This is a genomic window from Micromonospora sp. NPDC047465, assembly GCF_040643125.1.
Taxonomy (GTDB): Bacteria; Actinomycetota; Actinomycetes; order Mycobacteriales; family Micromonosporaceae; genus Micromonospora.
The window spans coordinates 45,747-68,456 of the sequence record NZ_JBEYTP010000005.1 but is presented as its reverse complement, the minus strand read 5'-3'; the positions used below and the strand labels follow the sequence as shown (position 1 = coordinate 68,456).

21 protein-coding genes are annotated in these 22,710 nt (G+C 72.1%); 18 read left to right on the top strand and 3 right to left on the bottom strand.

All coding sequences use genetic code 11. The features are described 5' to 3' along the window. Nucleotides 1–127 precede the first annotated feature (127 nt). The 8 genes from ABZ793_RS07370 to ABZ793_RS07335 all read left to right on the top strand — a co-directional run bounded on the left by ABZ793_RS07370 (nucleotide 128) and on the right by ABZ793_RS07335 (nucleotide 9,501). Entirely contained in the window at nucleotides 128–1,429 is a 1,302-nt protein-coding gene (locus ABZ793_RS07370) for a hypothetical protein (protein WP_357453343.1), read from the top strand. Between the two features lie 437 nt (nucleotides 1,430–1,866). Then, nucleotides 1,867–2,712, top strand: coding sequence for a 30S ribosomal protein S2 (gene rpsB / locus ABZ793_RS07365; RefSeq protein ID WP_350704894.1), 846 nt, complete (start codon nucleotides 1,867–1,869; stop codon nucleotides 2,710–2,712). Nucleotides 2,713–2,847: 135 nt separating this feature from the next. Continuing rightward, on the top strand, nucleotides 2,848–3,675 hold the full coding sequence (gene tsf / locus ABZ793_RS07360) for a translation elongation factor Ts (RefSeq protein ID WP_357453340.1): 828 nt from the start codon (nucleotides 2,848–2,850) through the stop codon (nucleotides 3,673–3,675). A gap of 163 nt (nucleotides 3,676–3,838) precedes the next feature. Then, nucleotides 3,839–4,606, top strand: a complete 768-nt coding sequence (pyrH, locus tag ABZ793_RS07355) for a UMP kinase (RefSeq protein ID WP_357453337.1) — start codon at nucleotides 3,839–3,841, stop codon at nucleotides 4,604–4,606. A 78-nt stretch (nucleotides 4,607–4,684) separates the two neighbouring features. Beyond that, nucleotides 4,685–5,242 (top strand): ribosome recycling factor, encoded by a 558-nt coding sequence (gene frr, locus ABZ793_RS07350; RefSeq protein WP_091096739.1) that lies wholly within the window; start codon nucleotides 4,685–4,687, stop codon nucleotides 5,240–5,242. Between the two features lie 308 nt (nucleotides 5,243–5,550). Further along, a complete protein-coding gene (locus ABZ793_RS07345) occupies nucleotides 5,551–6,762 on the top strand; it encodes a phosphatidate cytidylyltransferase (protein ID WP_357453334.1) in 1,212 nt (403 codons plus the stop codon). Nucleotides 6,763–6,866: 104 nt separating this feature from the next. After that, complete coding sequence (gene rlmN, locus ABZ793_RS07340; protein ID WP_357453331.1) at nucleotides 6,867–8,015, top strand: 23S rRNA (adenine(2503)-C(2))-methyltransferase RlmN; 1,149 nt, start codon at nucleotides 6,867–6,869, stop codon at nucleotides 8,013–8,015. Between the two features lie 31 nt (nucleotides 8,016–8,046). Continuing rightward, a complete protein-coding gene (locus ABZ793_RS07335; protein ID WP_357453328.1) occupies nucleotides 8,047–9,501 on the top strand; it encodes a DivIVA domain-containing protein in 1,455 nt (484 codons plus the stop codon). 100 nt (nucleotides 9,502–9,601) lie between these two features. On the opposite strand, the gene ABZ793_RS07330 is transcribed toward ABZ793_RS07335, so the two are convergent. Next, nucleotides 9,602–9,823 (bottom strand): DUF2631 domain-containing protein, encoded by a 222-nt coding sequence (locus tag ABZ793_RS07330; protein ID WP_357453325.1) that lies wholly within the window; start codon nucleotides 9,821–9,823, stop codon nucleotides 9,602–9,604. Nucleotides 9,824–10,093: 270 nt separating this feature from the next. Between ABZ793_RS07330 and ABZ793_RS07325 the strand changes: the two genes are divergently transcribed. Then, entirely contained in the window at nucleotides 10,094–11,683 is a 1,590-nt protein-coding gene (locus ABZ793_RS07325) for a Rieske 2Fe-2S domain-containing protein (RefSeq protein ID WP_357453322.1), read from the top strand. Between the two features lie 112 nt (nucleotides 11,684–11,795). Further along, nucleotides 11,796–12,443: a TMEM175 family protein gene (locus ABZ793_RS07320; RefSeq protein ID WP_357453737.1), complete on the top strand. Its 648-nt coding sequence runs from the start codon at nucleotides 11,796–11,798 to the stop codon at nucleotides 12,441–12,443. Here the strand turns inward: ABZ793_RS07320 and ABZ793_RS07315 are convergent. After that, nucleotides 12,424–14,019, bottom strand: a complete 1,596-nt coding sequence (locus ABZ793_RS07315; protein WP_357453319.1) for an NAD(P)/FAD-dependent oxidoreductase — start codon at nucleotides 14,017–14,019, stop codon at nucleotides 12,424–12,426. The two genes, ABZ793_RS07320 and ABZ793_RS07315, sit on opposite strands and share 20 nt — an antisense overlap. 61 nt (nucleotides 14,020–14,080) lie before the next feature. Then, nucleotides 14,081–14,794, bottom strand: a complete 714-nt coding sequence (locus ABZ793_RS07310) for a TetR/AcrR family transcriptional regulator (RefSeq protein ID WP_357453316.1) — start codon at nucleotides 14,792–14,794, stop codon at nucleotides 14,081–14,083. Nucleotides 14,795–14,897: 103 nt separating this feature from the next. Here ABZ793_RS07310 and ABZ793_RS07305 point away from each other — a divergent pair, with 103 nt between their 5' ends. The 8 genes from ABZ793_RS07305 (at nucleotide 14,898) to ABZ793_RS07270 (ending at nucleotide 22,704) form a co-directional block, all read left to right on the top strand. Continuing rightward, the gene (locus ABZ793_RS07305) at nucleotides 14,898–17,072 is read left to right on the top strand and encodes an MMPL family transporter (protein WP_357453313.1); all 2,175 of its coding nucleotides are present in this window, start codon (nucleotides 14,898–14,900) and stop codon (nucleotides 17,070–17,072) included. 142 nt (nucleotides 17,073–17,214) lie between these two features. Then, a complete protein-coding gene (locus ABZ793_RS07300; RefSeq protein WP_357453310.1) occupies nucleotides 17,215–17,760 on the top strand; it encodes a GNAT family N-acetyltransferase in 546 nt (181 codons plus the stop codon). Between the two features lie 46 nt (nucleotides 17,761–17,806). Next, a complete protein-coding gene (locus tag ABZ793_RS07295) occupies nucleotides 17,807–18,010 on the top strand; it encodes a hypothetical protein (RefSeq protein WP_357453307.1) in 204 nt (67 codons plus the stop codon). A 248-nt stretch (nucleotides 18,011–18,258) separates the two neighbouring features. Beyond that, complete coding sequence (locus ABZ793_RS07290; RefSeq protein ID WP_357453304.1) at nucleotides 18,259–18,588, top strand: hypothetical protein; 330 nt, start codon at nucleotides 18,259–18,261, stop codon at nucleotides 18,586–18,588. After that, nucleotides 18,585–18,908, top strand: coding sequence for a hypothetical protein (locus tag ABZ793_RS07285; protein ID WP_357453301.1), 324 nt, complete (start codon nucleotides 18,585–18,587; stop codon nucleotides 18,906–18,908). The genes ABZ793_RS07290 and ABZ793_RS07285 overlap by 4 nt, the downstream gene beginning before the upstream one ends. A gap of 65 nt (nucleotides 18,909–18,973) precedes the next feature. Next, on the top strand, nucleotides 18,974–19,426 hold the full coding sequence (locus ABZ793_RS07280; protein WP_357453298.1) for a hypothetical protein: 453 nt from the start codon (nucleotides 18,974–18,976) through the stop codon (nucleotides 19,424–19,426). A gap of 813 nt (nucleotides 19,427–20,239) precedes the next feature. Continuing rightward, nucleotides 20,240–21,454, top strand: coding sequence for a 1-deoxy-D-xylulose-5-phosphate reductoisomerase (dxr, locus tag ABZ793_RS07275; RefSeq protein ID WP_357453295.1), 1,215 nt, complete (start codon nucleotides 20,240–20,242; stop codon nucleotides 21,452–21,454). Continuing rightward, nucleotides 21,454–22,704: a site-2 protease family protein gene (locus tag ABZ793_RS07270; protein WP_357453292.1), complete on the top strand. Its 1,251-nt coding sequence runs from the start codon at nucleotides 21,454–21,456 to the stop codon at nucleotides 22,702–22,704. Before dxr ends, ABZ793_RS07270 begins: the two co-directional genes overlap by 1 nt. Nucleotides 22,705–22,710 lie beyond the last annotated feature (6 nt).

The window sequence follows — 22,710 nt, the reverse complement described above, 5'->3', positions numbered from 1 at the left end:
GGATCCCCGCCCCTGACCGCCGTCGCGCTGCCCTGGACCGTCGTCCCGCGGAGGCCGGCCGCTCGGCCGCCGTGGGTGTCCGAGGGGCGAATGGCGCCTGTGGAGCCGGTCGCATACGGTGCCGGACGTGGACGGACGACGGAGCTTTGCCGAAGATCAGGAGTCGCGCTGGTATCCCGCAGACCGCGACCGTGGCTACGGGGAGCCGGACTGGCGCGGACCGGCCGAGACCCGGCACCGGGACGACGACCTGAGCACCCCCGAGCAGCGCCGCGGCGCAGAGGACGGCCGGCACGGCGAGGCCGCGACCGGCCGGCGCGGTGAGCCGGGCCGCTTCGGTACGACGAATGAGCCCGCCTCCGGACGCTTCGGCGCCGTCGATGCCGACCGGGCCCGCTTCGGCGGCCCGGAGGACTCGGGTCGCTTCGCAGTGACCAACCCGGATTCCGGTCGTTTCGCGGCGGTAGAGCCGGACTCGGGTCGTTTCGCGGCGGTCGAGCCGGACTCGGGTCGCTTTGCGGCGGTCGAGCCGGATTCCGGTCGTTTCGCGGCGGTAGAGCCGGACTCGGGTCGCTTCGCGGCGGTCGAGCCGGACTCCGGCCGGTTCGCGGCGGTAGAGCCGGCGTCCGGGCGGTTCGGCGGCGCCGAGAGCGACTTGGGACGGTTCGTCGCGGTGCCGTCGCTCGGGGACGACCGGGCGGAGACCGAGGGATACCGGGCGAGTCGCGCCCGGCGCGCCGAGCCGGACCCGGAGGTCTCCGGCGAGCTGCCGGCCGACCGGCCGGGTCGACGCGCGGCGCGGGAGGCGAGGGAGGCGCGGGACGCGGTCTCGACGTCGGGCGTCGACGCGCTGGCCGGTGCGGGCCCGGTCGAGCGGGCCGACGAGCCGACCCGCCCGGCCCCGCTGGGCGGCTATCCGATCGTCGAGCCCCACCGGGGTGCCGAGTCCGCGAGCCCGCCGGAGTCGCCGGTCGTCGCGCCCCAGCCGGCGGTCGGGACGCCGAACCCGCTGGAGATGCCGACCGGACCGATGCCGCCGATCGGCCCCCGTGGCGACATGCCGCCCGGGGAGGTGCCGGTCTATCCGCCGGTGGTCGGCCCGCACCCGTCCCCGCCGGCGAGCGACGGGGTCTACCGGACCCGCCGGCCCGCGCTGGCAGCGCTCTTCACCCTGCTGGTCGCGGTGTTCGAGGTCCCCGCGCTGCGGGTGCTGCTCGGCGGCGTGACCGGCGACCCGGTCTCGGCCGCCGACGTCGTGGCGGGCACCTTCCTGGTCTGCGGCCTGCCGATCTTCGCGATCGGCCTGTACGGGCTGCGTACCGGCGGGTTGTCGCTGGCGGAGGGGGGCCGGGGCTGGCTGCGCCCGCCGACGGCCTACCTGACCGTGGGTCTGGTGTTGTTCGTCGCCGCCGCCCTCGCGGTCGGCTGACGCCGGCCCGAGCCGGCGATCCGCGCTGCGGGACACGCCGTCGCGGGTGAGCATCTCGCCGAGTCCGGCGGGTTCCCACCCCACGGCCTGACGCCGGCCTGAGCTGCGGTCGCCCGGCGGGCGCCGGCGATGAGGGTTCGGCGGTCGCCGCCGCCCCGACCCACCTCGGCCCCCGCGACGTGGGCCTGCCGTGCCGGAAATGGGCGTTCTGACCCCTTCCCGCCACCCGCAGCGGCGGCGGCGGAGAAGGGGCGTACACTGGTCGACTGGCGACCGCCTCGTGCGGTCGACCTCGCGCGCCCTCTCCACGAGTCGTCGTGGGGCGACGGCCTCCCTGGTCCCGATCTTGGTCGGGCCCGTCATGGCCGGCGACCGGGCGCCAGGACGCCCGGCCGCCGGCCGGGCGGGACAACCAGGGACGCAAGGAGTACCCCACCATGGCCGTCGTGACCATGCGCCAGCTGCTGGAGAGCGGTGTCCACTTCGGGCACCAGACCCGGCGCTGGAACCCGAAGATGAAGCGCTTCATCTTCACCGAGCGCAACGGTATCTACATCATCGACCTGCGCCAGACCCTCGACTACATCGAGAAGGCCTACGACTTCGTGCGCGGGACCGTCGCCGAGGGTGGCAGCATCCTCTTCGTCGGCACCAAGAAGCAGGCCCAGGAGGCCATCGCCGAGCAGGCGACCCGGGTCGGCCAGCCGTACGTCAACCACCGCTGGCTCGGCGGCATGCTGACCAACTTCCAGACGGTGTACAAGCGGCTGCAGCGGATGAAGGAGCTGGAGGCCCTGGGTGACCTGAGCGGCACGGCCGCCGGGTACACCAAGAAGGAGACCCTGCAGCTCTCCCGCGAGAAGGACAAGCTGACCCGCACCCTCGGCGGTCTGCGGGACATGCAGAAGCTCCCGGCCGCGATCTGGGTGGTCGACACCAAGAAGGAGCACATCGCCGTCGACGAGGCCCGCAAGCTGGGCATCCCGGTGATCGCGGTGCTCGACACCAACTGCGACCCGGACGAGGTCGACTTCCCGATCCCGGGCAACGACGACGCGATCCGCTCGGCGGAGCTGCTGACCAAGGTCGTGGCCGCCGCCGTCGCCGACGGCCTGATCGCCCGCTCCGGCCGTCGTCGGGGCACCGACGAGAAGCCGGAGCCGGGTGTGGCCTCCGACGAGCCGCTGGCCGAGTGGGAGCGCGAGCTGCTCGAGGAGCCGAAGAAGGCCGACGAGCAGCAGGGGCAGCCGGCCGAGCAGCCGGCGACCGCCGCCGCGGAGTGACCGCGCCGCCGCTTCCCCGCCGTCCGTTTTTTCGGACGGCGGGGAGCGGCCGGTACGCCGGGCACGTCGCGCCCGGATCCGGGTAACCGGCACCAGGACCAACCCACCCGCAGTCTCAACACCGAAGAGAGAGCCATGTCCAACTTCACCGCCGCGGACGTCAAGAAGCTCCGCGACCTGACCGGCGCCGGCATGATGGACTGCAAGAAGGCGCTGACCGAGGCCGAGGGCGACTTCGACAAGGCCGTCGAGATCCTGCGCGTCAAGGGCGCCAAGGACGTCGGCAAGCGGGCCGGCCGCACGGCCGCCAACGGTCTGATCGCCCACTCCGGCCAGGCGCTGCTCGAGCTCAACTGCGAGACCGACTTCGTCGCCAAGACCGACGCCTTCATCGAGCTGGCCCAGCGGCTGGTCGAGCACGGCGAGCGCAGCGGCGTCGGCACCGCCGAGGAGCTGCTCGCCACCGAGCTGGACGGCAAGGCCGTCGCCGACCTGGTCCAGGAGCAGTCCGCCAAGATCGGCGAGAAGCTGGTCCTCAACCGGTTCGCCAAGCTCGACGGCACCACCGCCGTCTACCTGCACCGCAAGAGCCAGGACCTGCCCCCGGCGGTCGGCGTGCTCGTGCAGTACACGGGCAAGACCGACGAGGCCGGCGACGCCGACGCGCGTGCCGTCGCCATGCAGATCGCCGCGATGCGGCCGAAGTACCTCACCCGTGACGAGGTGCCGGCCGACGTCGTCGAGTCCGAGCGGCGCATCGCCGAGCAGACCGCCCGCGAGGAGAACAAGCCCGAGGCGGCCCTGCCGAAGATCGTCGAGGGTCGGGTGAACGCCTTCTTCAAGGACTACGTCCTGATCGAGCAGGCGTCGGTCGCCGACAACAAGAAGACGGTGAAGCAGATGCTGACCGAGGCCGGCATCGAGGTCACCCGTTTCGTGCGGTTCGAGGTCGGCCAGGCCTGAGCCGCCCCGGGGCGCGTCGTGCGTCCGCGGGAAGGGTAAACGTCGACGAGGAGGCCGCCGGTGTACGTGACAGGCACCGCGGCCTCCTTGTCACATAGGGTCGGCTACGGCAGTTTTGCGGTACGCGGCGTACGGGACGTGCGCATGGGGAAGGGCGGGGCGGATGACGCAGGTTGTGAGTAACCGGAGTCTGGCGGCGGACGATCCGACGGCGCCGCCCCCCGGCCGGGCCCGACGGGTGGTGCTGAAGCTCTCCGGCGAGGTGTTCGGCGGGGGCGCGGTCGGCGTGGACCCGGACGTGGTGCAGGCCGTCGCCCGGCAGATCGCCACCGTGGTGCGCCGCGGTGTGCAGGTCTCGGTGGTGGTCGGCGGCGGCAACTTCTTCCGGGGCGCCGAGCTGCAGAAGCGCGGCATGGACCGGGCCCGTGCCGACTACATGGGCATGCTCGGCACCGTGATGAACTGCCTCGCGCTGCAGGACTTCCTGGAGAAGGAGGGCGTCGAGACGCGCGTGCAGAGCGCGATCACGATGGCCCAGGTCGCCGAGCCCTACATCCCGCTGCGCGCCATCCGGCACCTGGAGAAGGGGCGCGTGGTGATCTTCGGCGCGGGCGCCGGCATGCCGTACTTCTCCACCGACACGGTGGCCGCCCAGCGCGCCCTGGAGATCCGCGCCGACGTGGTGCTGATGAGCAAGAACGGCGTGGACGGCGTCTACACCGCCGACCCGCGGGTCGACCCGACCGCCAGCAAGTTCGACTCGATCACCTTCTCCGAGGTGCTGCGCCGCAACCTGCGGGTCGCGGACGCCGCCGCGTTCAGCCTGTGCATGGAGAACGGCCTGCCGATGCTGGTCTTCGGCGCGCAGGGCGACGACACCATCATCCGGGCCGTGGGTGGCGAAAAGATCGGCACCCTGATCACCGCCTGAGCGGGTCTCGCGACCGCGTTCAGCGGTTCCTCCGACACCACAAGCCACGACGAGCACAAGAAGGAGGCGAGGAGACCGGTGATCGACGACACCCTCCTCGAGGCCGAGGAGAAGATGGAGCGTGCCATCGAGCACGCCAAGGAGGAGTTCGGCGCGATCCGCACCGGTCGCGCCAACGCCGCCATGTTCTCCAAGATCATCATTGACTACTACGGCAGCCCCACCCCGCTGCCCCAGATGGCGTCCATCGGCGTGCCCGAGCCGCGCATGGTGATCATCAAGCCGTACGACAACTCGCAGATCAACGCCATGGAGAAGGCGATCCGCGACTCCGACCTCGGCGCGAACCCGAACAACGAGGGCAACCAGCTCCGCATCCTGCTCCCGCAGATGACCGAGGAGCGCCGCCGCGACATGATCAAGGTCGCCCGGCACAAGGGTGAGGAGGCCAAGGTGGCCATCCGCAACATCCGCCGCAAGGGCAAGGAGGAGCTCGACCGGCTCGTCAAGGACGGCGAGGTCGGCGAGGACGACGGCCGGCGCGCGGAGAAGGAGCTCGACGACCTGACCCAGCGCTACGTCGCCGCCGTCGACGAGCTGGTGAAGCACAAGGAGAACGAGCTCCTCGAGGTCTGAGGCCGTACGCCGGTCACCACCGGCGACGACGACACCGTGGCACCGGCGCCGCCGCCCGCACCGGGCAGCGGGGTCCGGTGCCACCGTCGTTGCGCCCGCCGCCCCCGGGGACGGGCGCGGGACACGGTCCGGCGTGGGGACACGACGGGTGCAGTAGGCTCGGCACGATTCCCGGCCACCCTGCGGTGAACGGTGGGGATCGGCCGGCCGTCGGGCGGGTCAACCGGACGGAACAGTCGCGCGGGTAGGGGAATGGTTGTGGTTGTGCGTCATGCGGTGGATCTCGTGCCGGGCCCGTTCGGCGCGTGATGTCCCACCTCGACCCCTACGGCAGCGCCGAGCCCCGCGGCTGGGACCGCCCCGACCGCCCCGCCCCCGCCCTGCCCTGGCCGGAGCCCGAGACGGAGCCCGGCCAGTGGCACCGCCGGCCCGGCGTCGCCCCTGACGCGTACGCCGAGCCGCACACCCGCCTCCGACCGCAGGTCGACGCCCACTCCGAGCCGGGAAGCGCGGACGGTGCCCCGTACGACCACCCGGCCGGGGCGAACGGTCACCACCCGGACGACTCCGAGTACCCGACGACCCAACTGGAACCGGTGCGGGACGCCGAGCCGGAGCCGGAGCCCGCGCGGGCCCCGGGCCGGCGGCAGCGCGGCCGACGCCGGGCCAGCGCCGACCGGCCCCCGACGCAGCAGCCCGCATCGAGCCGGGCTGGGCGCAACCTGCCGGCCGCCATCGGGGTCGGCGTGGCCCTCGGCGCCCTGATCGTGGTCCCGCTGTTCTTCTACCGGCCCGCCTTCCTGGTGGTGGTGGCCGGCGCCGTCGCGGTCGGCAGCTGGGAGATGGCCCGGGCGGTGCGCCGCAGCGGTGCCCACCCGCCGCTGGTGCCCCTGATCGCCGGCGGGGTGCTCACCGTCGGGCTGGCCTGGTTCGCCGGTCCCGACGCGCTCAGCCTCGGTCTGCTGGTCACCGTGCTCGGGACGATGGTCTGGCGGCTCGGCGACGGGCCGCGCGGCTTCCAGCGTGACCTGACCGCCGCCACCCTGATCGCCGTGTACGTGCCGTTCCTCGGCGGGTTCGCCGCGCTGCTGGCGGCGGCGCCGGACGACGGCCACCTGCGGGTGCTGGTGACCCTGGTCGCGGTGGTGCTCTCCGACACCGGCGGGTACGCCGCCGGCGTCAGCTTCGGCAAGCACCCGATGGCTCCCTCGGTGAGCCCGAAGAAGTCCTGGGAGGGCTTCGCCGGCTCGGTCACCGCCGCGGCGCTGGGCAGCGCCCTGCTGATCTGGCTGCTCTTCGACGTGGCCCCGTGGTGGGGCGCGCTCTTCGGGCTGGCGGTCTCCGGTGCGGCCGTCCTCGGTGACCTCGCCGAATCCATGATCAAGCGGGACCTCGGGGTCAAGGACATGAGCAACCTGCTCCCCGGGCACGGCGGCCTGATGGACCGGCTCGACTCGATCCTCTTCGCGCTGCCGACCGCGTACCTGTTGCTGGCGGTCTTCGTCCCGGTGCTGGAGTGAGGCGTGAATCACCGGCCGTCGCGGGCCCCGGCCGGGCGGTGGGGGTCGATTCGGCACCTCCGGACAGGTGCGTCGGCCGTCCGGCGTGACAGACTGGACCCGCCATGACGAGCCTGCCCCTGATCCCCGCAGACCCCGACGCCCCCGGGCGCCGGCCCGCGATGCCTCCCCGTCACCTCGCCGACCTCGACCTCGCCGGCCGCCGCGCGCTGGTCGCCGAGCTGGGGGAGCCGGCGTTCCGCGCCAAGCAGGTCTCCACCCACTACTTCGGCCGCCTCGTGCGCGATCCGGCGCAGATGACAGACCTCCCGGCCGCCGCCCGGGACCGGCTCGCCGACCAGCTCCTGCCGCGCCTGCTCACCCCGGTCCGCGAGCTGGCCTGCGACGACGGCGCGACCCGCAAGGCGCTCTGGCGGCTGCACGACGGCTCGCTGGTGGAGAGCGTGCTGATGGGCTACCCGGACCGGGTCACCGTCTGCATCTCCAGCCAGGCCGGCTGCGGCATGGCCTGCCCGTTCTGCGCCACCGGCCAGGCCGGGCTGACCCGCAACCTGTCCACCGCGGAGATCGTCGACCAGGCGGTCTACCTGGCCGGCGTGGCCGCCTCCGGCGCGGTGGCGGGATCACCGCCCCGCCTGTCGCACGTCGTCTTCATGGGCATGGGCGAGCCGCTGGCCAACTACTCCCGGGTGATCGCGGCGATCCGCCGGCTCGTCGCTCCGGCGCCGGAGGGGCTGGGGCTGTCGCAGCGCCACATCACCGTCTCCACGGTCGGCCTCGTGCCGGCCATCCGCCGGCTGGCCAGCGAAGACCTCTCGGTGACCCTTGCGTTGTCGCTGCACGCCCCCGATGATGAGCTGCGCGACGAACTCGTGCCGGTCAACCAGCGCTGGAAGGTGTCCGAGGTGCTGGACGCAGCGTGGGACTACGCGGCGACGACGGGGCGTCGCGTGTCGATCGAGTACGCGATGATCAAGGACGTGAACGACCAGCCGTGGAGAGCCGATCTGCTCGGGCGGCTGCTGGCCGGGAAGCTGGCCCACGTGAACCTCATCCCGCTCAATCCGACTCCTGGCAGCCGGTGGGATGCCAGCCCGAAGCCGGTCGAGCGGGAGTTCGTCCGGCGGTTGCGTGAGGCCGGGGTGTCGACGACGGTGCGGGACACCCGGGGTCGCGAGATCGACGGAGCGTGTGGGCAGCTCGCCGCCGCCGTCGACAACAGGGACACCGACCGGACCGGGGAGACTGCGTGACCGGGCGTAGCGAACGAGACCAGGAGACATAGTGGCGAGTCAGGGTCAGCGTTTCCGGCGTAAGGCGCTCCGCCGGGGATACAAGGTCGACGAGGTCGACGCCTTCCTGGACCGGGTCGAGGCGACGCTCGACGGTCAGCCGGTCGGCGCCCCCGTCGCCTCCCAGGAGGTCCACGACGTCGTCTTCCGGGTCCGCTTCAACGGCTACGACGAGTGGCAGGTCGACCTGCACCTGGACCGGGTCGAGCGGCAGCTGGCCGAGTTGGAGGAGCGCGGCGGCGTCGGTGGCCGCGGCGGCGACCCTCGGGCCGCCGACCGGCTCGGCCCCGCGGACCGGCTCGGCCCGCCGGATCGGATGGGCCCGCCGGACCGGCTCGGCCCGCCGGATCGGATGGGTCCCCCGGATCGAATGGGGCCGCCGGACCGGCTTGGCCCGCCGGATCGGATGGGTCCGATGGGCCCGCCGGATCCGATGGGGCCGCCGGATCGAATGGGTCCGCCGGACCGGATGGGCCCGCCGGACCGGTTCGGCCCGCCGGACCAGATGGGCCCGCCGGACCAGATGGGCCCGCCGGACCGGATGGGCCCGCCGATGCGCGACGATCGCGGCATGCCTCCCGGTCCGCAGTCGATGCCGCCCCGGCCGATGCCCACCCAGGCCGGCCCCTCCGCCGACCGCTACGGCCGCTACGACGAGCCGACCGGCGCCTTCGCCGGTGGCTACGACGGCCCCCGGGGCGGCTACGAGCCGCACCGCGGCCCGGGCGGCCCCGGCCCGACGGGTCCGGGCGCGCCGATGGGTCACGGCGGCCCGCCCCCGCGCGGCCTGCCGGCCGGTCCCGGCGGCTATGGCGATGGTCCGGGTGGCTACGGTGACGGCCCCGGTGGCTACGGTGACGGCCCGGGCGGCTACGGCGACGGTCCGGGTGGCTACAGCCCCGGTTACGGCGACGGTCCCGGCGGTTACGGCGATGGTCCGGGTGGCTACGGCGACGAGCCGCGCTTCGACGGCTTCGAGGCCGGCCGGCACGGGCGCACCGACATGACCGCCGAGATCCGGATGCCCGAGCGGGAGCTGCGCGACCTGCGGGGCCGGGGTCCGGCCGGGCCGCCCCCGCAGCAGGGCTACGGCGGCCCGCCGCCGATGGCCGGCCCGCCCGTCGGTGGCCCGCCGGTCGGTGGCCCGCCGGTCGGTGGCCCGCCGGTCGGTGGCCCGCCGATGGCCGGCCCGCCCGGCAGCGACCTCTACCGCGTCGACCAGATCCGTCGCAGCTTCCAGGTGCGCCGGTTCGGCAGCGGGTACGACCCGGACCAGGTCGACCGGTTCTTCGACACCCTGCTCGGCGGCATGCAGGGGCGCAACCCGATGCCGGTGAACCCGAAGGAACTGGACACGCTGCGCTTCGGGCTGGTGCCCGGCGGCTACTTCGAGGCCGAGGTCGACGCCGCGCTCAAGGACGTGCAGGACATCCTGTTCCGCCGCTGACCCGCGTACGACGAGGGCCCGCTCCCCGGTCGGGGGCGGGCCCTCGTGCGTGTCGTCTCCGGTGCGCGGACCGGCTTGACGCCGGCTGACGGGAGTGCGGTCAGGACCGCAGGCCGTTGCGCCGCAGCACGGCGTCGCCGATGACGATGACCAGCAGCAGCACGGCCAGGCCGATCAGCCAGATGTCCTCGACCCTGCCCTCGTGGTTGCCGCAGAGCATCGCCAGCAGCGCCAGCGCGGTGAGCACCGCGCCGATCCGCCCGGACTTGCGGTGCCCCGGCTTGTGCTGGTCTGGCGACGTTACCGGCTCGCTTCCTGCCACTGTCGGTCCTTCCCTCGCGATCGGATCTCCGGTTAGTCTGGCACGCCCCTTGCCAGGCTCGGCGCTGGGTCCGGCCGGATGGGGCGGACCGCACGATCCGCGCCGCCGCCCGGGCGCCGGCCCGAACGGCCCTCGCGTGCGACCGGGTGGGTCCAAGGTCCCGGCGGTGCCGGGCGTAACGGCACTACCGGCGTCGCGGGTCGCTCGCCAGACTGCCTCCGGTAGCGTTTCGGACGTACACCTTTTGTTTGTCTTCGAGGGGGAACTGCGGTGCGAGTGACCGGTACGGGACACGCCAGCATGCGGATCGACACGGCCGCGGGCAGCATCCTGTGCGACCCGTGGGTCAACCCGGCCTATTTCGCGTCGTGGTTCCCTTTTCCGGACAATTCCCTGCTCGACTGGGAGACCCTCGGCGACGTCGACTACCTCTACGTCTCCCACCTGCACCGGGACCACTTCGACGCGGCGCACCTGAAGAATTTCGTGTCGAAGGCGGCCACCGTGCTGCTGCCCGCGTTCCCCACCTCCGAGATGGAGGACGAGCTGCGGGAGCTGGGCTTCACGAAGTTCCTGAAGGCACCGAACGAGCAGGTCGTCGAGCTGGACGGCGGCCTGAGGATCATGATCCAGGCGCTGACCAGCCCGACCGACGGCCCGATCGGCGACTCGTCGCTGTGGGTGGAGTACGACGGGGTCCGGCTGCTCAACCAGAACGACGCCCGCCCTACCGACCTGAGCGTCTTCGCCGAGCTGGGCCACGTGCACGCGCACATGCTCCAGTTCTCCGGCGCGATCTGGTACCCGATGGTCTACGAGCTGCCGCAGGCGGCGAAGACCGCGTTCGGCAAGCAGAAGCGGGACCGGCAGTTCGACCGCACCTGGCGCTACATCGACGACCTGAAGGCCGACCACGTCTTCCCGATCGCCGGCCCGCCCTGCTTCCTCGACGACGAGCTGTGGCAGTTCAACGACATCCACGGCGACGAGGGCAACATCTTCCCCGACCAGTCGGTCTTCCTCAGCGAGTACGCGAAGGTCGGCGGCACCAACGGCGTCGTGCTGCTCCCGGGCAGCGTCGCCGAGATCACCACCGAGAGCTGCGAGACCAGCCACCCGGTGCCGGTGGAGGAGTTCTTCGCGAACAAGGTCGCGCACCTGGAGGAGATGCGGGAACGCAAGCGGCCGGTCATCGAGGCGGAGAAGGCGTCCTGGCGGCACCCCGAGGTGGACGTGCTCGGCGAGATGAAGCGCCGGATCGAGCCGCTGCTGGACGAGTCGATCTACCTGGCCAAGGGCGTCGGCGGGCCGGTCCGCTTCGACCTGGTCGGCACCGACAGCTCAGGCGGGGAGACGGTTGAGTCAATCGTGGTGGACTTCCCGGGCAAGGAGGTCCGGCCGTACGCGGACGAGAAGGTCCGCTACCGGTTCCGCACCGAGCGGGCGCTGGTCGAGCACCTGCTGCACATCGGCGAGGTGGACTGGGTCAACTCCCTCTTCCTCTCCTGCCGCTTCTCCGCCGCCCGGATCGGCCAGTACAACGAGTTCGTCTACGCGTTCTTCAAGTGCCTCTCCGAGGAGCGGCTCCAGTACGCCGAGGGCTGGTACGACGAGCACGAGCGGACCAGCGACGCCGAGGACATCACCCTCGGCGACTGGGTGGTGCAGCGGCGCTGCCCCCACCTGAAGGCGGATCTGACCCGGTTCGGCATCGTCGACGGGGACCAGCTCACCTGCCAGCTGCACGGCTGGAAGTTCGACCTGGCCAGCGGCCGGTGCCTGACCAGCGTCGGGCACAAGATCCGCGCCCACCGCGTCGACGAGCAGACCCCCGCCCCGGCGGGTGAGGCGATCAGCTAGCGGCCGTTTCCCCGCGCCCGCCGCCCCCGCCGGGTGACCATCAGGTCGGAGAGGGGGCGGCGTGGCCGAGGGCGCGGAGAAGAGCGGGTACCGGTACCGGCGCGACCGGGAGATGGCCCGGGACGCCTCCCGGGTGGAGACGTTCAGCGACGGCGTCTTCGCGGTCGTGCTGACGGTGATGGCCGTCGAACTGCTCCAGAACGGTCCGGCGAGGGCCGGCGGGAGGGAGCTTCCCGACGCCCTCGCCCACGCCTGGCCGTCCTACCTGGCGTACGTGATCACCTTCGGGATCGCCGGCCAGATCTGGCTCGGCCACCACAACATGTGGCGGTACGTGGTCCGGGTCGACCAGGTGCTGCTGGTGTTCAACCTGCTCGTGCTGCTCTTCGTGGCCGCGATCCCGTTCACCGCCGACCTGCTGTCGGACAACCTGCGCGGCAGTCCGACCGAGCAGCGGCTGACGGCCGCCCTCTACTTCGGCAGCGTGCTCGGCGAGTCGATCTTCTTCAACCTGAGCTGGTGGTGGGCGCGGCGGCGGAGGCTGCTCCACCCCGACCTGGATCCCCGGCTGGCCCGGGCGGTCGCGCGGCGACTGCTGCTGCGCCCACTGCTCTATCTGATCGCCTTCGCCTTCGTCTTCGTCGACCCGATCCTCAGCCTCGTTCTCTACCTGCTGCTCCTCGGTCTCTCCCTCATCCGCCGCCCCGGCGACCTGCCCCCCGCCGAGGACGGCGGCAAGGTCAGCGGCCGAGGTCGGTGAGGATACGGCGGGCGGCGTTGTGGCCGGCGGCGCCGATGACACTGCCGGCGGGGTGGCAACCGGCGCTGCCGGCGTAGACGCCGTCGACGCCGGTGGCGTACGGCATCCGGTCGGTGAACGAGACGGTGTTGTCGACGTGGTGGATGTGCCCGCCGGTGATGCCGAAGTGCGCCTCGATGCCGGGCGGGGGCAGCGGCACCGCGTCCGCGATCAGGTCGGCCGTGCCGGGGGCGTACCGCTCGCAGATCCCGACCAGCCGCTCCACGTACCCGGGCAGCGCCTCGTCCCAGGTCGTGCCGGCCAGCTCGTAGGGCACCGACTGGACGAAGAGCGCCGAGGAGTGGTGCCCCCGCCCGTCCGACAGCGACGGGTCGACGGTGGTGTGCAGGTACCACTCGATCGTCGGCTCCTCGGGCAGCCGGCCCGCCTGGACGTCCGCCCACATCGCGCGCAGCGCCGCCATCGGCGACTCGCCGCCCCCGCCGATCAGCGACGTCGAGCCGGGCAGCAGGTGGATGGTCGACCCGAACGGGCTCGGCGCGTCCGCCGGCAGGCAGGAGAAGCGGGGCAGGCCGGTCAGCGCCAGGTTGAGCTTGAGGGTGGTGCCGGGGCGGCGGACCGCCGCCATCCGGTCGGCCAGCGGCGCCGGGAGCGCGCCGTCGGGCAGCAGGTCCATCAGCCGGTACGGGTCACAGGCCCCGAGCACCACCCGGGCGGCCACCTCCCGCCCGTCGGCCAGGGCCACGCCGCTGGCCGCGCCGCCGGCCAGGGTGATCGCGCTGACCGGGGTGCCGGTCAGGATCGTCGCGCCGGCGGCCCGGGCGGCGTCGGCGAAGGTGCGGGACACCGTGCCCATGCCGCCCTCGGCGATCATCCACGTGCCGTCGGAGCCGGGCAGGCGGCACATGTTGTGCACGAGGAAGTTGTGGCCGGTGCCGGGGTCGTCGGGGCCGGCGTTCAGCCCGGACAGGCCGTCGGTCACCGCGTACATGCTGAGCAGCAGCTCGGAGCGGAAGTCGAAGCGGGCGAGGTGGTCGGCGACCGAGCCGCGGACCAGGTCGACGAAGACCTGCCGCAGCGCCGGGCGGACGTACCGCTCGGCGGTCTCCTCGACCGGCAGCGGGTCGGCCAGCCAAACCGGCGCGAGGTCGGCGCGCAGCGCGGCCAGCTCGGCCTGGAGGGCGTCGTCGGCGGCCATGTCGGCGGGGGAGAAGAACTCCGCGAGCTGCGCCCGGGTGGCCGCGGTGTCGCTGCCGAACAGCAGGTACGGGGAACCCTTCGGGCCCGGGGTGGGCAGGAAGTAGTGCGGGTCGCGGCGCAGCACCGGAATGCGCACGTCCAGCGTGGCGAGCAGCTCCGGCGGCATCAACCCGAGCAGGTAGGAGCCGGTGGAGTGGCGCAGGCCGGGCACCTTCGGGAACGGGTTCTCCGTCCGGGTGGCTCCGCCGATCACGTCGGCGGCCTCCAGCACCAGCACGTCGAGCCCGGCGCGGGCGAGCAGGATCGCGGACACCAGACCGTTGTGCCCGGACCCGACGATCACCACGTCGGCCCGGGTCGGCAGCTCGTCGCTCATGCCGGGGGAGCCTAGTGCCCGCCGGCCCCGCCGGTCAGCCCTTCGCCGCCGGTCGCCGGTGTCAGCTCGCCGCCGGCGGATCGGCGCGCAGTTGGGCGGTGAACGCGGCCAGCTCCAGCTCGAACAGTGCCTCGGCCTCGGTGACCGCCCAGGCGAGCTGGCCGAAGACCTCCATGGCGACCAGCCCGTAGAGCCGGGTCCAGCCGGAGAGCAGCGCGTACGCGACCTCGATCGGCACCTCGCCGTGGCTGAGCCGCAGCGGCTCCAGCCGCCCGCCCAGGCGCTCTTGGAGCAGCTCGGCGGGCGGGGTGGGGAAGGGGGCGCGGTGCCAGAGCTCGAAGATCGGCTGCACGAAGACCGCGCCGAACCGGGCGCCCGGGTGGTCGGGGTTGACGCAGTCGTCGACGAATGCGTCCAGCCCGGGGGCCCGGGCGCCGAACATCAGCCCGAACTCGGCGGGGTGGGCCACCGACCAGGAACGGAACGCGCGGCCCATGGCCAGCAACTGGTCGACGGGCTCGGCCCCGGCGTCGTCCCGGGCCGCCTCCAGCCGCAGCCGCAGCTCGTCGTAGAGGTCGCCGGCGAGCGCCGCGACCAGCGCCTCCAGGCTGGGGAAGTAGCGGTAGATGGCTGGCGCCGTCATGCCCATGTCCCGGGCGATGGCCCGCAGCGAGATCGCCTCGACCCCGCCGGTCACCAACAGCCGCCGTGCCCCGTCCTTGATCTCGGCGAGGGTCGCCGTGCGCAGGCGTTCGCGTCGGGACGGTGCGGTCATGCGGCTAACCCCCTTGACCAAAGCGAACGCCGTTGTCATAGTTAACGCCGTTCACTCGGATGAGCGATGGTTACAGCTTAGCCGTCGGCGGAGGGGGAGGCGAATGTTCGCCTGGTGGGGACATGCGGTGGTGCGGCTGCGTTGGGCGGTGCTGGCCGCCGCCCTGGTGGTGGTCGTGCTCGGCTCGACCTGGGGGGCCGGGGTCTTCGGGCAGTTGACCGGGGGCGGATACGACGACCCGGCGAGCGAGTCCAGCCGCGCCGCCGAGCGGATCACCGCCGAGCTGGGGCCGCAGGGCGCGGACCTGGTCGTGCTCTGGACCAGCGACGGGGCGACCGTCGACCAGCCGGCCGTCCGTGACGCGGTCACGGCCACCGTCACCGGCCTGCGCGGGCGTCCCGAGGTCACCAGCGTCGTCACCTGGTACGACACCCAGGCGCCCGCGCTGCTGTCGACCGACCGGCGCGCCACCTACGCGCTGGTCCAGCTCCGGGCCGCCGACGAGGACGGCAAGACCGCCGCGTACGAGGACCTGCGACCGGCCCTGACGGCGCCCGGCGTACGGACCGAGGTCGGCGGCACGGTGGCGTTCCTGTACGAGGCGAACCGCCAGACCACCGAGGACATCACCCGGGCGGAGATCCTCTCCATGCCGGTGCTGCTGGTGCTGCTCGTGCTGATCTTCGGCGGGCTGGTGGCCGCGTTCACCCCGCTGCTGATCGGCGGGCTGTCCACCCTCGGCGCGTTCGTCGCCGTCCGGCTGGTCAACCTGGTCACCGACGTGTCGATCTTCGCCATCAACGTCATCACCCTGATCGGCCTGGGCATGGCGGTCGACTACGCCCTCTTCGTGGTCAGCCGGTTCCGCGAGGAGTTGGCCGCCGGTCACGACACGCCCGCCGCGATCCGCCGCACCATGACCACCGCCGGCCGGACGGTGCTGGTCTCCGGCCTCACCGTCGCGCTCGCCATGGCCAGCCTGCTGATCTTCCCGCAGGCGTTCCTGCGCTCGATGGGGCTCGGCGGGATGGCCGCCGTGCTGGTCGCCATGCTGGCGGCGCTGACCGTGCTGCCGGCCCTGCTCGCGGTGCTCGGCCACCGGATCGACGCGCTGCGCGTACCGCTGCCGTGGCGGCGCCGGGCGCGGGCCGGGCGGCCGGCGGCGGGGGAGACGGGCGGCGCCTGGGCCCGGATCGCGCGCAGCGTGATGCGCCGCCCGGTGCGCTACCTGGTCGGCGTGACCCTGCTGCTCCTGGTGCTCGCCGCGCCGTTCCTGCGGATCACCTTCGGCGGCTTCGACGAGCGGGTGCTGCCGGCGGACGCCACGCCCCGGGTCGTCTCCGAGCGGATCGCCGCGGAGTTCCCCGGCGGCACGGTCGCGCCGATCGACGTGCTGGTGTCCGGGGTGTCCCCGGCGCAGGCGCAGCCCTTCGCCGACCGGGTGGCCGCCGTGCCCGGCGTGACCGGCGTGCAGGTGGCGGCCAGCCGGGGCACGTCGACGCTGCTGACGGTGACCTACCCCGGCGAGCCGACCGGCGACGTCGCCCAGGACGTGGTCCAGGCGCTGCGCGACCTGCCCGCCCCGGCCGGCGCGGAGGTGCTCGTCGGCGGCCGGCCCGGCGCCGACCGGGACCTGCTGGACAGCCTCGGCGACCGGCTGCCCTGGATGGCCCTGCTGATGGCCGCCGCGACCCTGGTGCTGCTCTTCCTCGCCTTCGGCTCGGTGGTGCTGCCGGTCAAGGCGGTGCTGATGAACCTGGTGTCGATCGGCGCCTCGTTCGGCGTGGTGGTCTGGATCTTCCAGGACGGTCACCTCGCCGACCTGCTCGGCTTCACCCCGACCGGGTTCATCGAGCCCAGCAACCCGATCCTCATGCTCGCCGTGCTCTTCGGGCTGGCGACCGACTACGAGGTGTTCCTGCTCTCCCGGGTGCGCGAGGAGTGGGACCGCAGCGGAGACAACGCCGCCTCGGTGGCCGCCGGGCTCCAGCACACCGGCCGGATCATCACCGCCGCCGCGCTGCTGCTGATCGTCGTGGTCGCCGGCTTCGCCAGCGGCGCGATGGCGTACATCAAGCTCATCGGGATCGGCATGATCGTGGCGATCGTGGTGGACGCGACGCTGGTCCGGGCCCTGCTGGTGCCGGCCGCCATGCGGCTGCTGGGCCGCTGGAACTGGTGGGCCCCCGGCCCGCTCGGCCGGGTCTACCGCCGCTACGGCATCCGCGAGGCGGCAGACCCGGAGCCGGCGCCCCGGGAGCCCGCCCTCACGCCCTGACCGGCCCGTCGCCGCCATACAGGTCCCGGCCGCGCAGCGGGCGGAACGCGGCACGGGCGATCCGCCTCGCCCGCTGCCAGCCCCCACCCATCGAGGTCTCGTTTCCCCGCCGCGCCCCGCGTCACTCATAGGATTACCCGCCATGACCGTGCTCACCACCGAGCGCCTGGTCGTGCGGGAGTGGACCGCCGACCCGGCCGACCTGGCCCGGATCTTCGACCTCTACTCCCGGGCGGAGGTGACGCGCTGGCTGAACGCGACCGGCCTGCCCCTGACCGACCCGGCGCAGGCCGCCGACCGGCTCGCGCTGTGGCGGAAGCGGCACGCGGGGCACGGCGGCCGGTACGGCACCTGGGCGATCGAGGTCCACGACACCGGCGTGGTGGCCGGCACCGTGCTGCTCAAGCCGCTGCCGGGGCGGGACGAGAACGTGCCGACCGACGACATCGAGGTGGGCTGGCACTTGCACCCCGACTCCCAGGGCCACGGCTACGCGACGGAGGCGGCCCGGGCCGTGGTGGCGCGGGAACTCGCGGCCGGCACCCGGGCGGTCTACGCGGTCGTGGCGCCCGGCAACGAGGCGTCGATGGCGGTGGCCCGCCGGCTCGGCATGACCCACGTCGGCCGCCGCACCGACTGGTACGGCGGCGAGGAGGTGGAGACCTTCGTGCGCCACGCCGAAGCCTGACGGGAGGGCAGCGGCGGGCCGGCGGCCCGCCGTATCGTCTTCGGCCGTGATGATCACTTTCGAGACGCAGCCGGACCGCCGCCGTCTCACCGCCGGGCTGCGCCGGGCCTATCGCCGGATGCTGCTGCCGTTCCGTATCTGCCCGTTCGTGACCCTGCTGCCGGCGCTGGCGGGGCTGGTCTTCGGGGACCTGCTCATGGCGGGCGGCTGGGCCTGGTCGCGGCCGTCCTGGCGCTCGCCGGGCCGCTGACGCTGCGGTCCCTGGTCGCGCCAACTGGAAGATGCACGGCCTCCCGATCACCTGGACCTTCACCGACGAGGGCGTCCGCAGCGTCAACGCCGTCAGCGATGGCACACTGAGCTGGGCGGCGATCGAGCGGGCCGAGGTCATGCCCGGCTCGACTCCCGACCGAAGTGCGGAAACCGGAGCCGGCGACCATCTAGATGTGTCGGCGAGTCCCGTGAGCTGGCCACGGCAATCGCGACGCGCGCGGCCAGATGGTGAAGGCCACCCACTCCGCTGACCCGACCCGCCCGTGGACCTGGACCTTCGACCAGCGCGGCCGGATGGCCACGGCCACCGACCCGGACACCGGCACCACCCGGATGACGTACGACCACCGGGACCGGCAACTGACCGTCACCAACGCCCGCGACGTCACGGTCTGGAACGGCTACGACGAGCTGTCCCGCCCGACGCAGCAGCGGCTCGGCGACAGCGGCGGCACGCTGCTGGCCGAGTACACCTACGACTCGGTCGCCGGGCCCAGCGCGCCGGGGGACATAGCGAGCGGGTGCACATTGATGCCGACGGGAACGTCACGATGAGCGGTGACACGATGATCCATCTCGATTTTAGCGGCAACATCAAGCACACCGAGGATTTCCGCGGCTCTGGGAGCCAGATCGCCGCCTTCGACGTTCCGGAGTCGTTCGTCGACAAGCTTCGCGCCGCAGCCATAGACCAGCGCCGGCCGCCCGGTATGAGTCGGCGAACCTGGAACATTCGGAACTCGGGCAGGCCTCAGATCGATGATCCGACGAAGGGGTCGGACCTTTATGGCATTCCGTCGAACTTGTTCGGCGGGGAGAACTTCTCTGGGTTGCTTGATGCCGTGATCCCTGGTTCTGGGAGAGTGGTTCGATGACCTCTTCGCCTGAACTTGCCAGGATCGCTTTCCGTCCCGAGGCATTCCCGGATGGCCTGTTGTCGGTGTTCTACATCGAGGTGAAGGCGTGGAACGAGGCGGAGGTCTTTGGACGGCGGCTGCGGGAGTTGGTCAGGGCTGGAGTCAAGGCGGGCTTGGAGGCTGACTTTAAGGCTGAGACAATCTCGGAGACCGACGTGCCTGCTTGGGCTGCCGATGCTTGGGCGGAGGCGGCTCCAAGGTATGCGGCGCATCGGGGTGATGAGGAGTGGGCGGTTCAGGATCTCCTGTACTCATTCGAGCCGGGTCAGCGGACTTGGTCTTGGTGGGATGTGACGCTTGCGTTCGGAAACATTGTGTGCGTGTGGATTGATTCGCATGAAGAGGCAGTTTACGGCTGCGAGGAGCTACGGTGGATGGTCTATGTGGCTGGTGCGCGGTCCGTGGTTGGGCCGTTGCTGCGGGAGGTTGGGGAGTGGGAGCGGTCGGCGAGTCTCGGCAGCGGGGTCTTGCCGTGAGTCTGGCACTCCATTCGTAAGCTCCTTGCCCAACCTTCATGGGGACCTGAATTTCTCAGGATGGTCCGTATCAGAGATGCCCTGACTTGCTCAGAAAGGTTCACAAGAGGCAAGCTTTCAGTTAGGGCAATTTCCGTCTGTTGCGGGGTATGTACTCGTCGCAGCATGGGATGTTTCATGGCTGGCGTGATCATGAGTCTGTCCGGAATGAGATGGGATCACAGATGCGCACCTTTCACTGCTGACTGCTCGTAGCGATGTGTCAAGCCTCACGGCTGTTCGTCGCCGAGCTGCCAGCGAGGCGCAACTCTTCTAGAGGGCGTGATCAGCCGGAATTGGTCTGCGTCTCGGCCGCCTGAGTCATGGCCGACACTGTTCTAATCTCATGCACTCTGGATGTGCGGCCCGGAGATTGGAGGGCTATGCGCCCGGCCCGATCCCGGCGGGAAGCGATGCGCCGGCATGCAAGGGAGTTGTCGTGAAAGGTGCGACGACACCGCAGGTCGCTGGGTCCGTTGCGTGTGTCGGAGAATCAGTATGGCAGTGGCGGCGCCGGTAGAGTTCCGGGTCGATCTGCGTAACCGCCCACCATCGCCCTGTTCGAGTTGCTCAAGGGGAAGTGCCAGGCCATAAGCGCGGCGGCGGCCGGCAGCACCTTCACCATGACCGAGCCCTTCGCGTTCGCCGTCGACCCGGCCGACCTTCTCGACGAGGAGGCGCCAGCGGAAGACGAGAGAAGCCCGGAGGAGCAGGTCGACGCGGAGGGCTGAGGCTCCCAGCGGGCGCTCAGCGGCGCTGGGGAAGAATGGCCCAGTGACCTCCCCACGCGATCTTGTTCTGCTCGGCTCCACCGGCTCGATCGGCACACAGGCCGTCGACATCGTCCGGCGCAACCCGGACCGGTTCCGGGTGGTCGCGCTCGGCGCCGGCGGCGGCAACGTCGAGCTGCTCGCCGCCCAGGCCCTCGAACTGGGCGTCGAGGCGGTGGGCGTGGCGAAGGCGTCCGCCGCGCAGGACCTCCAGCTCGCCTTCTACGCCGAGGCGAGCCGGCGCGGCTGGGCCACCGGCGACTTCAGGCTGCCCAAGATCGTGGCCGGCCCGGACGCGATGACCGAGCTGGCGCAGTGGCCCTGCGACGTCGTGCTCAACGGCGTCGTCGGCTCGCTCGGGCTCGCGCCGACCCTGGCCGCGCTGCGCGCCGGGCGTACGCTCGCGCTGGCCAACAAGGAGTCCCTCGTCGCCGGCGGCTCCCTCGTCAAGGCCGCGGTGACCCGGCCGGAGCAGATCGTCCCCGTCGACTCGGAGCACTCGGCCCTCGCCCAGTGCCTGCGCGGCGGCGCCCGGGGCGAGGTACGCCGGCTGGTCGTCACCGCCAGCGGCGGCCCGTTCCGGGGCCGGCGGCGCGACGAGCTGACCGCGGTCACGCCCGAGCAGGCGCTGGCGCACCCGACCTGGAACATGGGGCCGGTCGTCACGATCAACTCCGCCACGATGGTCAACAAGGCGCTGGAGGTGATCGAGGCGCACGAGCTGTTCGACGTGCCGTACGCCGACATCACCGTGATGGTGCACCCGCAGTCGGTGATCCACTCGATGGTCGAGTTCGTCGACGGGTCCACCCTCGCCCAGGCCAGCCCGCCCGACATGCGGCTGCCGATCGCGCTCGGCATCGGCTGGCCGGACCGGGTGGCGGACGCCGCCGCCGCGGTCGACTGGACGACGGCGCACACCTGGGAGTTCGCGCCGCTGGACGACGAGGCGTTCCCGGCGGTCGCGCTGGCCAAGGCCGCCGGCGAGGCCGGGCGCTGCCGGCCGGCGATCTACAACGCGGCCAACGAGGAGTGCGTGGCCGCGTTCGTGGCCGGCCGGCTGCCCTTCCTCGGCATCGTCGACACCCTCCAGCGGGTGTTGGAGGACGCTCCCGACTTCGACGAACCAGGTACCGTCGAGGACGTGCTCGCGGCGGAGTCGTGGGCCCGCGCGCACGCGCAGGAGATCATCATCGCGGGTTCGGTGGAAGGAGCTTGATGGCGTACCTGCTCGGGGTGGTGCTCTTCGCCCTCGCGATCCTCATCTCGGTGAGCCTGCACGAGGCGGGGCACATGCTCACCGCCAAGGCCTTCGGCATGAAGGTCACCCGCTACTTCGTCGGCTTCGGCCCCACGCTCTGGTCGTTCAAGCGGGGCGAGACGGAGTACGGCATCAAGGGCATCCCGCTCGGTGGCTTCTGCAAGATCGTCGGCATGACCCCCCAGGACGACGACGTCGACCCGGCGGACGAGCCGCGCGCGATGTGGCGCTACCCGGTCTGGAAGCGGACGATCGTGATGTCCGCGGGCTCCATCACCCACTTCGCCCTCGCCCTGGTCACCCTCTGGGTGATCGCGGTCACCGCCGGCCTGCCCAACCCGGACTTCCCGAGCACCGAGGCCGAGATCCGCAAGGAGCCGGCGGTCATCCAGCTGTCGGACTGCGTGGTGCCGGAGAACACCCTGCGGGCGTGCACGACCGCCGACCCCGCCAGCCCCGCCGCCCAGGCGCAGCTGCGCGACGGCGACCGGATCACCGCGATCAACGGCGCGCCGATCAACGACTACGGCCAGCTGCTGACCACCCTGCGCGCCCTCAAGCCGGGCGAAACGGCGCAGATCGCGTACGTCCGGGACGGCCAGCCGGGCACGGCCAGCGCGGTGCTCGCGCAGACGCAGCGCCCCCCGCTGGACGACCCGAAGGGTCAGGTCGCCACGGTCGCCGCGCTCGGCGTGGGCCTCGTCCCCAGCACCCCGACCCGGGTGACGTACGGGCCGGTCGGCGCGTTCGGCGCGACCGCCGACTTCACCGGCGACATGGCGGTCAACACCTTCGAGGCGATGAAGCGCATCCCGCAGAAGGTCCCGGCCCTGTGGACGGCGATCACCGGCGGCGAGCGGGACATGGACACCCCGATCAGCGTGGTCGGCGCGAGCCGGCTCGGCGGCGAGGCGGTGGAGAACAACGCCTGGCTGCTGTTCTTCATGCTGTTCGTCTCGTTGAACTTCTTCATCGGCGTGTTCAACCTGCTGCCCCTGCTGCCGCTGGACGGCGGGCACATCGCCATCGCCTGGTTCGAGCGGGCCCGTTCCTGGGTCTACGCGCGGTTCGGCCGCCCCGACCCCGGCCGCGTCGACTACCTCAAGCTCATGCCCCTCACGTACGCGATGATCCTGATCGGTGGCGCGTTCACGCTGCTGACCATCACCGCGGACGTCGTCAACCCGATCACGCTCTTCTCAAGGTGAGTGCCT